Annotated in this window: 9 protein-coding genes and 2 tRNA genes; 7 read left to right on the top strand and 4 right to left on the bottom strand. The window is 34.1% G+C overall.

Features of this window, described 5'->3' with window-relative positions; translation table 11 throughout:
• Nucleotides 1–226 (bottom strand): hypothetical protein (locus ACI4WO_RS06105; protein WP_439806673.1); only part of this gene is annotated, 226 nt, incomplete at its 3' end.
• A 365-nt stretch (nucleotides 227–591) separates the two neighbouring features.
• Here ACI4WO_RS06105 and ACI4WO_RS06100 point away from each other — a divergent pair.
• Genes ACI4WO_RS06100 through ACI4WO_RS06090 form a run of 3 tightly spaced genes read left to right on the top strand, consistent with a single transcriptional unit; the run spans nucleotide 592 to nucleotide 4310 of the window.
• Complete coding sequence (locus tag ACI4WO_RS06100) at nucleotides 592–2442, top strand: hypothetical protein (protein WP_439806672.1); 1851 nt, start codon at nucleotides 592–594, stop codon at nucleotides 2440–2442.
• Between the two features lie 4 nt (nucleotides 2443–2446).
• A complete protein-coding gene (locus tag ACI4WO_RS06095; protein ID WP_439806671.1) occupies nucleotides 2447–2836 on the top strand; it encodes a DUF3783 domain-containing protein in 390 nt (129 codons plus the stop codon).
• A gap of 28 nt (nucleotides 2837–2864) precedes the next feature.
• Nucleotides 2865–4310 carry an alanine/glycine:cation symporter family protein gene (locus ACI4WO_RS06090; RefSeq protein WP_439806674.1) on the top strand — a complete coding sequence of 482 codons (1446 nt, stop codon included), beginning with the start codon at nucleotides 2865–2867 and terminating at the stop codon, nucleotides 4308–4310.
• Between the two features lie 5 nt (nucleotides 4311–4315).
• Here ACI4WO_RS06090 and ACI4WO_RS06085 read toward each other — a convergent pair whose 3' ends face one another.
• Nucleotides 4316–5197, bottom strand: coding sequence for a polysaccharide deacetylase family protein (locus ACI4WO_RS06085; protein ID WP_439806670.1), 882 nt, complete (start codon nucleotides 5195–5197; stop codon nucleotides 4316–4318).
• 131 nt (nucleotides 5198–5328) lie between these two features.
• Between ACI4WO_RS06085 and spoIIP the strand changes: the two genes are divergently transcribed.
• The gene (spoIIP, locus tag ACI4WO_RS06080; protein ID WP_439806669.1) at nucleotides 5329–6459 is read left to right on the top strand and encodes a stage II sporulation protein P; all 1131 of its coding nucleotides are present in this window, start codon (nucleotides 5329–5331) and stop codon (nucleotides 6457–6459) included.
• A complete protein-coding gene (locus tag ACI4WO_RS06075; protein WP_439806668.1) occupies nucleotides 6459–6779 on the top strand; it encodes a hypothetical protein in 321 nt (106 codons plus the stop codon). The genes spoIIP and ACI4WO_RS06075 overlap by 1 nt, the downstream gene beginning before the upstream one ends.
• Here ACI4WO_RS06075 and ACI4WO_RS06070 read toward each other — a convergent pair.
• Nucleotides 6745–7332, bottom strand: coding sequence for a hypothetical protein (locus ACI4WO_RS06070; RefSeq protein ID WP_439806667.1), 588 nt, complete (start codon nucleotides 7330–7332; stop codon nucleotides 6745–6747). The two genes, ACI4WO_RS06075 and ACI4WO_RS06070, sit on opposite strands and share 35 nt — an antisense overlap.
• 171 nt (nucleotides 7333–7503) lie before the next feature.
• Here ACI4WO_RS06070 and ACI4WO_RS06065 point away from each other — a divergent pair.
• Both ACI4WO_RS06065 and ACI4WO_RS06060 read left to right on the top strand, forming a co-directional pair.
• A tRNA-Arg gene (locus ACI4WO_RS06065) sits at nucleotides 7504–7578 on the top strand.
• 89 nt (nucleotides 7579–7667) lie between these two features.
• A complete protein-coding gene (locus tag ACI4WO_RS06060) occupies nucleotides 7668–8306 on the top strand; it encodes a hypothetical protein (RefSeq protein ID WP_439806666.1) in 639 nt (212 codons plus the stop codon).
• A 613-nt stretch (nucleotides 8307–8919) separates the two neighbouring features.
• Here ACI4WO_RS06060 and ACI4WO_RS06055 read toward each other — a convergent pair.
• Nucleotides 8920–8995 (bottom strand) — tRNA-Lys (locus tag ACI4WO_RS06055).
• Between the last annotated feature and the right edge of the window lie 59 nt (nucleotides 8996–9054).

The following is a 9054-nucleotide window of genomic DNA, read 5'->3' as shown; positions in this document are numbered from 1 at the left end:
GAGCAACGATGTTATCATTCTGGAATTCGCCGCCTGCCTTTACATAAACTCTTGCAGTGGCACCAGCTTTGATTTCATCAAGCGTATAGCTTGTTTTTTCAGAAGTCATAGAGAACGTGGTATTAACACTGTCTACAGCAGATGCAGTAGTTGGCAAAACGCCTGCGAACATGCTGCCGAACAGAGCTATTGATGTAAAAGCTGAAAGTAATTTACCTTTCTTCATCACATTTTTTCCTTTCTGCCTGCTTTTAATAGCAAGCTCTGATTTTGATATTAGTATGGGTGGTTCCAATACTGTTATTTCAAGCTCTATAGCTTAAAATACATTGAAAATACCGGCATTATACGTGTTAATCAAATTTCATTAACAACATACCGACTATTTTATCTATATTATACACTACTTTTTCCACTTTTGCAACACATTTACAAAAGTTTTTTTACAAAACTTTAATATTTTTTCAAAGTGTTTTTATTATGAAAAGAGCAGTTTTTCTTAATTAGTTTAATTATATTGGTATATTGGTTGAAAAATATCATTTTATATGATATAATCAGTTTAAAACGTGCTTATGAGGTGACAGAATAATGAAATCAGCTGTTAGAACATCCGGAATATTTATATTTATCGCTTTTACAGTTTTTATTTTATATAATTTTAAAATTACTGCTCAAACGCCTGACACAGATAACGGCGTTTATCTTATTTCAGATGCACAGGGACTAAAATGGTTTGCGGACTATATATCGGAAAACGAAAGCAGTATTGATGCCCGGCTTACTTCGGATATAGATTTATCTTCCATATGCTCTCAATCATCAGAAAGCTGGACACCGATCGGTTCATACAGCTGTCCGTATTCCGGAACTTTTGACGGAAACGGATATACGATTTCAGGACTATATATAAATGATATCGGAACAGATTCAAATTACTGCGGTTTGTTTGGCTTTTTGTCCGGAATGGTAAAAAATCTTTCAGTTGAAGGAAATGTAATTTCAGCTTCAGGAGCTGCCGGAGGCATTGCCGGCTGCAATTCCGGTACTGTTGAAAATTCATTATTTACAGGATACACTGAAGGTTCTACCTGTTCAGGCGGTATTGCTGCTGAAAATCAAAGCAGCGGACTGATTCAGAACTGCTGTACTGTAATGACAGATGAAAACATAGTTATCAGTACACCGATTGCATTAAATATGAACGGAAGAATAAAAAACTGTTATTATAATGAAGAACTAGGTGATGACGGCAATTCAAAAACTACTTCCATGCCACTTGATTCATTTTACAGCGGAGAAGTTTGTTACCTGTTAAATGGAAGTCAGGAAAATATTATATGGCATCAGAATATTGATAATTCAAAAGATAATACTCTCCCTGTTCCTTCTGACAAATATGGAACTGTCTATAAAACATCTGTATGCGGGTCAGAAGAAATTTACTATTCCAATTTTAATATGATACATCACCAGTTTACAGACGGTATATGTGAAAATTGTTCTGTAAAGCGTATTTCCACCGATTATGCAAATCTGCTTTTAAACCAATCAATAGATATGAAATACTACATAACAGTAAATGATCCGTCACTGCTTTCAAGCAATATTATATTTAACTATTCTTTTGCCAGTGATAGCCTTGATATGTCAGTACGGTGCGAAAAAGAAACAGACGGAACATATACAGCAACAGTCCCCTGTCAGGTAACGCAGATGGGACAGCTGATTTATACAAAAGCTTATGCGGAAAGCAATGATGAAATTATTTATACTGAAAACAATGCCACAGAATATTCTGTTTTAAAATATTCGGAGCATATTTTAAGTGACCAGACAAATGTATACGGTGATTCATGCAAAAAACTTATACTTAATATTCTTCGGTACGGCTGCGAATCCCAGCAGTATTTTTACAATGACAGCAGCTTTAAAACAGAAGTTATGAATAATTTTTCTGAATATTTTGACAGTTTCGGAATTTCAGTGCCGGTCGTTCAGAATCCGGATATGTCTGAATATAAAGAGGTTTTAACTGATCCGTCGGCAGATATTCGCTCAGCATATTTAACATTGAATTCAAAGGTATGTCTGAACATCAAAGTAAATTCAGCCTTGTCAGGAATATCTCTTAAATTTGAAGATGTAAAAACAGGAGAAGTCCGTATTATTCCTATGTCTGGAGAAAATGAAATTTATACTGCACAAATACAGGATATTTCCGCTGAAAATATTTTTAATGATTTTAAAATGACTGTAATTGATTACAATGGAAACAAAATCAGCAATACTATTGGATATAATATTGAAAATTATATTTATACTATAGTCAATTCTTCTGATAGTCAGATCAATAAAGCAAATAATATAAGTCTTGCTCTTTTAGGATATGGAAAAGCAGTTACAGAATACTGTAATGAACTTCTGCAGGAAAGGATTTAAATTTATGAAATCAAGAATAAGAATCAGTGCAAATCGCCTGATAATCGGATATATGATACAGGAATGTAATCTGGAAGGACTAAAAACCACAGCGGATATTCTTGATGCAGAGCTTAAGCTTTGCGGAAAAGAATGCTCCGGAGAAAAGGTCGGGTTTCTTGCAAAGTTTAACGGTTTCAAGGAAAGCAACATCACCGTTCCTGAACCGCCGGAAGACGAATGCCTGATATTATCAGGATTTAACAGCAAGGATATGGACAAACTCCTTGCAGCGCTGAAAAAAAATAATGTTAATATTCCTTTGAAATGCATTGTAACTCAGCATAATCAAAGCTGGGAACTTTATAAGCTGATTGAAGAGCTTAAAAAAGAACACCGTCAGATGAATAAATAAAAAACAAGGAGAAATCAAATTGGACGAAATACTGGAAAACACGGGAAAAATACTGCAAAAGATTGATAGTATGGTATGGGGTGTTCCTTTAATAGCTCTTATACTTGCTACAGGAATTTACCTTACAATAAGGCTTCGGGGAATACAGATAAGGCGGCTTCCAAAAGCACTGAAATTCATGGTCAGGAATGAAGAGGGCGGAAGCGGTGAAGTATCAAGCTTCGGCGCACTATGCACTTCCCTTTCGGCAACAATAGGAACCGGAAATATCGTCGGAGTTGCTACTGCTGTCGGGGTTCTTTCCGGCGGTCCAGGAGCACTGTTCTGGATGTGGGTTGCTGCTCTTTTTGGTATGGCAACAAAATATACCGAAGGCTTTCTGGCAATAAAATACCGTACCATTGACAGTAAGGGTCACGTTCTTGGCGGTCCTTTCTATTATATCGAAAACGGAATGGGTCCAAAGTGGAAATGGCTTGCAAAAATGTTTGCCTTTTTCGGAGCATGTGTAGGTCTTTTTGGAATCGGTACATTTTCACAGGTAAACGGAATTGCCTCAGCTGTTCAAAGATTTTTCGATCCGGAAAAAAACAATACCATATCTGTTTTCGGAAATGAATATTCAATATCAATAGTTATCACCGGAATTATTCTTACGGTTCTTACAGCTCTGGTAATTATAGGCGGTTTAAAAAGAATATCAGCTGTATCACAGGTTGTAGTTCCTTTTATGGCAATAATTTATATACTTGCTTGCTTCACTCTTATTCTGTTCAATTTTAAAAGAATTCCCTCTGCTCTTGCAGAAATAATGCAGTCTGCTTTCGGATTCAAAGCTGCTGCCGGAGGAATTGGTGCGTCAATGGCAATAGCAATTCAGAAAGGCGTTGCAAGAGGCATTTTTTCAAATGAAGCCGGACTAGGCTCTGCTCCTATTGCTGCATCTGCGGCAAAAACCAGCGATCCTGTCCGTCAGGGACTGGTTTCTATGACCGGAACGTTTATAGATACCATTGTTATATGTACCATGACAGGTCTTGGAATAATTATGATGGGTTCATGGAAGGATACTTCCCTTGAGGGCGTTGAAGTTACTATTGATACATATCAGAAGGGACTTGATTTTCTTCCGGCAGAGGTCTGTTCTTTTATAATTATGGCATGCCTTGTATTTTTTGCATTTACTACAATTCTCGGCTGGAATTACTACGGCGAACGCTGTCTTGAATATCTTACAAACAGAAATATGGCCATAGTAAAAATTTATCGGTTTCTTTATATATTTGCAGTGTTTATCGGACCTTACATGACAGTGTCAGCAGTATGGACTATAGCAGATATTTTCAACGGTCTTATGGCTTTGCCTAATATAACGGCTCTTCTGGCACTGAGCGGAGTTGTGGCGAAAGAAACAAATGAATATTTTAAAAAGGAGAAAAATCAGATAAAACAATCTGATCCGCAAAATGAATAAAACACTTATTCATGCCATAATAATTTTTCCATGAAATCTTCCGTAGTAATATTTTCAGGGCGATTATATCTATTTAATGTAAACAAACAATCCGGATCATGAGTTATATAATTGGGCTTTTCATAGCAGTTAAGGGCTGCAGAAAAGCCCATATCTTTTATCATCGGAATACTCTCTTCAGAAATATATCCGTAAGGATATGTAAAAACTGTCGGAACAATACCCGTATTTGTTTTCATCAAAGACTGTAAAAGTCCTATATCCTCATAAAATTTTTCAGCATACTCCTCCTCTGTTTCACATTCGAGCTTAGAGCAGCCTTTTCGCTCCCTATAAGAATGCATATTATAAGTATGATTTCCGAATTCTATCCGACCGCTTTCATTCATTTCCTTAATATCATCCCATGTAAGATATGAATACTCAGGAACATGAGGATCGTTCTGGGCAATATATTCGCTGAAATATCCTACAACTGATACCGTTGCTTTCATGTCATATTTTTCAAGCAATGGCAGAAGATAATAGCTGTTATTGTAAAATCCGTCATCTGCGGTTATTACTACTGGTTTTTGAGGAAGCGGTTTGTTATTATAAACATAATTTACTATGTCTTCTACAAATATACTGGTAAATCCGTTTTCCTTAAGATATTTCAAATCGCTTTCTACAGTATCCGGTGACACTGCATAATCACTGTCGTTTCCCGGATTTTCTTTTATGCTGTGATACATTATAATCGGAACAAAAACAGCTTCTTCTTTTTTACTGTTAAAAGCTGTCCATTGATTTTTGCTTGCCGCAGTTATTAAACAAGCAGCCAATATAATAGCCAGATCACACAAAAGCAGCTTTATGAATTTTTTAATATTGCAGCATTTATACATTGTACTCTCCTAAAAACTAATGAACATTATATACTATGATTTTATTTTGGAATTTATAACGACATATTTTTTGAATAAAATGAATATAATATAAATAATTACCAATAGTAAAAGAAAAGGCGGGAGGTTTAATGCGAAGACGAAGAAGACGCCGTTGCAGATCAAAAAAAATTCTGATTCTTTCAGCAGCAGCACTTTCTATTGCGGCAGTTACTGGTTACAAATCACTGCCCGGTATAGCAGCCGCCGCTGGAAAGCTCGGGGAACTTAAAATTGGATTTGAAAATGATCCGGAAAAATATACCGGGGAAATGGATTTTAATTTTCAGAGTATTTCAGGCGAGGAAGATATTATATCAAGCGGATATGGCTGGGAGGAAGAAATACAGGAAAGTGAAACAGCAAATGCAAATACTGAAACAGGTCCTAAACCGTATCCGACAGAATGGAATACAGGTGAAGGAACTGTTTACAAATATACCTTCGAAAGATACAGCGGAGAAAAATATATAGGTCTTGATGACGGCGGTCAGGTAAGAAATGAAACAGATATATCAAACGGAGTCCTTCTTGAAGAAAGCCGGAAACTTCCTGAATTTCAAATAGAGCTAAATGATGAACCGCAGGTTCTTATTATGCATACCCATACAACGGAAAGCTTTGAACCTTATGAAAGAGATTTCTTTGATTCCGATTTCAATTATCGTACTACTGATTCTTCAAAAAATGTTGTAATGATTGGCGATCAGATTGCCAGACAAATTGAAAATGCTGGTATTTCTGTAATACACGATACCACAATTCATGATTATCCGTCATATAATGGTTCTTATGAAAGAAGTGCGGAAACTGTTAAAAAGATTCTTAAAGACAATCCGTCAATAAAAGTAGTGCTTGATATACATAGAGACGCAATAGGTACAAGCGACAGTATCATGCAGCCTACGGTAGAAATAAACAGTAAAAAGGCAGCTCCGATAATGATTATATCCGGCTGTGATGACGGTACAATGGATATGCCGGATTATATGAAAAATTTCAGATTTGCGTCTTTAATTCAGCAGCAGATATCTTCTGATTATCCGGGGCTTACACGTCCGATTTTATTCGACTACAGAAAGTATAATCAGGATCTGACACAGGGAAGTCTGTTGATTGAAGTTGGTACCCATGGAAATACTCTTGAGCAGGTTAAGTACACAGGAGAATTAATAGGAAAATCTATTGCTAAATCATTAATTGAATTGTCCCAGGAGGAATAATGGAAAGAAAAAAGAAAATAAAAAGAGCCGCCATACTGGCAGTTTTCATTTATATAATGATAAACGGCTTTGTATGGGGCTTGATGAAAGCATATTTAAACTCCTACAATACTGTCAGTAAAGAACAGCTTGTTATGGCAGAAGTTAATAACAGCAAGCAAAAAACAGAAATAAAAATTCTTAATAAAAAATTTTATATAGATAAGAATAAGACTTTTCAGAATACTGCCGGAATAATATTATATATTCTGATGCCGGACAAGGCTAAACTTTCAACTGAAATTGTCATGCAGTATGAACGCCTTTGTCAATCAGATTGAGCCGCTGGTATTCACGCACACCGCTGTAAAACTTGTTAAGCTCCCCCTGATATACAAGTTTGGCAAAACCTATATGTCTGAAATCTTCCGGGGTATAAAGACAAAATGGTTTGGGTATATCAAGCTTTATTCCAGATTTTTCCATAATATACCCTACAAATTGTGAACAGACAAATTTATTTTTTCTTTTATAAGCAATATGAAAGAAAATAAGTCCAAGTCCAATACAATTATAAGAAAAATATTCACGGTTATTTTTAAAATATTCTATATTATTTTCAAATAGCTGTTTCTGTTTCTTGGTTACTGGTAATCGGTATACTTCACATGGTATATTATTAAATTTACCCAATGTACCCTTTCCTACTACTTCTCTGTTAAATGTAGCCGGAAGGGGTCTGCTGGGGTTGTTACGGCAGAAACTATACATCTCATCCAGACATGGATCAGCAGAAACAGAAACATGGTTATATGGCTTTCGTGTAAACATTTTAAGGATTTTCGCAACTTTTGTTCCTGTCTGACACACTAAAATATAAATATAACTGCTCAAAGAATTCTCTCCCTTTTGTTTTCTGTATTTATTATATCTTTATACAAATATAAAAGCTGAATTTAATAAAATTATTTAGCAGCATAAAAATAATTAAACAAAAAAATTCTTTAATATTATAACATAAACTCTTGCATTTTTCAATAGAATCTGATATAATTTTAATATAATGTGCCTGTAGCTCAGCGGATAGAGCATTGGCCTCCGACGCCATGTGCGATGGTTCGATTCCATTCAGGCACTCCATGTGCATAACTGTACAGTACAAAACGGGTTTCATTTTGTGAAACCCGTTATATTTTTACATTACATCTCTTATCACAAGGAGCGATATGTTGAAACATATAATTACTGCTATAATTTATATTATTATAATTTGTAATATGCCGGAAATTTATGCAAATGAAATAAATAAATCTGTTACAAATTTATCTATGTCAAATATAGAAAATAGTGATGCAGATATAGAATTTATAACAGATGAATGCAAAGATGAAACTATAGAATGTTTTGCTGTTGGAGAAAATAATATAGCTATAGGATTAACAAATCAAATCAATATTTATGATTTAGACGGTAATTTTATATACGGGATAAAATGTTATATAAGTAGTGCTTATTTTTTGGAATATAGCAAAAATGATTTGTTTATATACATGCATCGATCATCCAAGTGCATTAAAATAACTGGTTATAAAGAACCATTATCTTATTATTCTGTTGATGATACAAATTCAAATTATGATATAATATCATATAAATTAAAGAATAGAAATCAGTATATCATTAAAGATGACAATATATATAAAATCAGAGGGATTACTGATACTAAATTAGTAAAAATCAACAAAGATCAAACCGAAACAATTATATATAATTCATCAACCAATGTTTTCATGAAATTTATTGTAGTATTTATAGGTGTTATTATGTTTGCATTTATTATATTATACAATATAATAATAAAGATCTAATAGGATGTGATAATAACATATGAAAATTTTTGAATAATTGGTAAATAATATGATTAATAATAATTCAGGTATTTCATATGGTGCCAGTATTTTTTTATATTTATTTCTAAGTTTATTATATTTAATAATGTTTCGATTCGGACTACTTACCGCAATCGTTCATAAGAAGACACCTCCAAAGCTAAAGAAAAAACGAAAGATAAAATGTTCCAATTCCACATCAGATAATACAAATGTACTGAAAAATTTTATGAGATGGTTATTATTATGCAACTACACAAATGATAATAAATATATAATTCAATGTAAAAAATTATATAATATCGCATTTTATTATAATATTGTATATTTAATTTTCATAACAATAAATTTTATTATTATCATATTTGGCATATTTAATGATGTTTTTAAGCAAGTAAGTATTACTTGTACTTATATTCACTCATATTTTTTCATTTTCCCAGTAGGGTCTGTTGGATTCATACTAATGATTAAAAATAATACAGGCAAATAAAATATGGAGTGACATTATCGTTTTTTACTAGTTCACTCCATATTTTCTTTTGCCTTCAATAACAAAAAAGCATGCAGAAATAATCTGCATGCTAAACTCTGGTGCACCATCGGGGGCTCGAACCCAGGACCCACTGATTAAGAGTCAGTTGCTCTACCAACTGAGCTAATGGTGCATTTTGGCTCCCCAAGTTGGACTCGAACCAACGACCCTGCGGTTAACAGCCGCATGCTC

This window comes from Porcipelethomonas sp., from assembly GCF_051893655.1.
In the GTDB taxonomy this organism is placed as follows: Bacteria; Bacillota; Clostridia; order Oscillospirales; family Ruminococcaceae; genus Porcipelethomonas.
This window is presented reverse-complemented; position numbering and strand designations above follow the sequence as displayed.

Excerpts from the sequence above, each read along its gene's own strand:
- spoIIP (WP_439806669.1), top strand. The coding sequence starts at position 5,329 with ATGCGAAGACGAAGAAGACGCCGTTGCAGATCAAAAAAAATTCTGATT.
- ACI4WO_RS06075 (WP_439806668.1), top strand. The coding sequence starts at position 6,459 with ATGGAAAGAAAAAAGAAAATAAAAAGAGCCGCCATACTGGCAGTTTTC.
- ACI4WO_RS06100 (WP_439806672.1), top strand. The coding sequence starts at position 592 with ATGAAATCAGCTGTTAGAACATCCGGAATATTTATATTTATCGCTTTT.
- ACI4WO_RS06095 (WP_439806671.1), top strand. The coding sequence starts at position 2,447 with ATGAAATCAAGAATAAGAATCAGTGCAAATCGCCTGATAATCGGATAT.
- ACI4WO_RS06085 (WP_439806670.1), bottom strand. The coding sequence starts at position 5,197 with ATGTATAAATGCTGCAATATTAAAAAATTCATAAAGCTGCTTTTGTGT.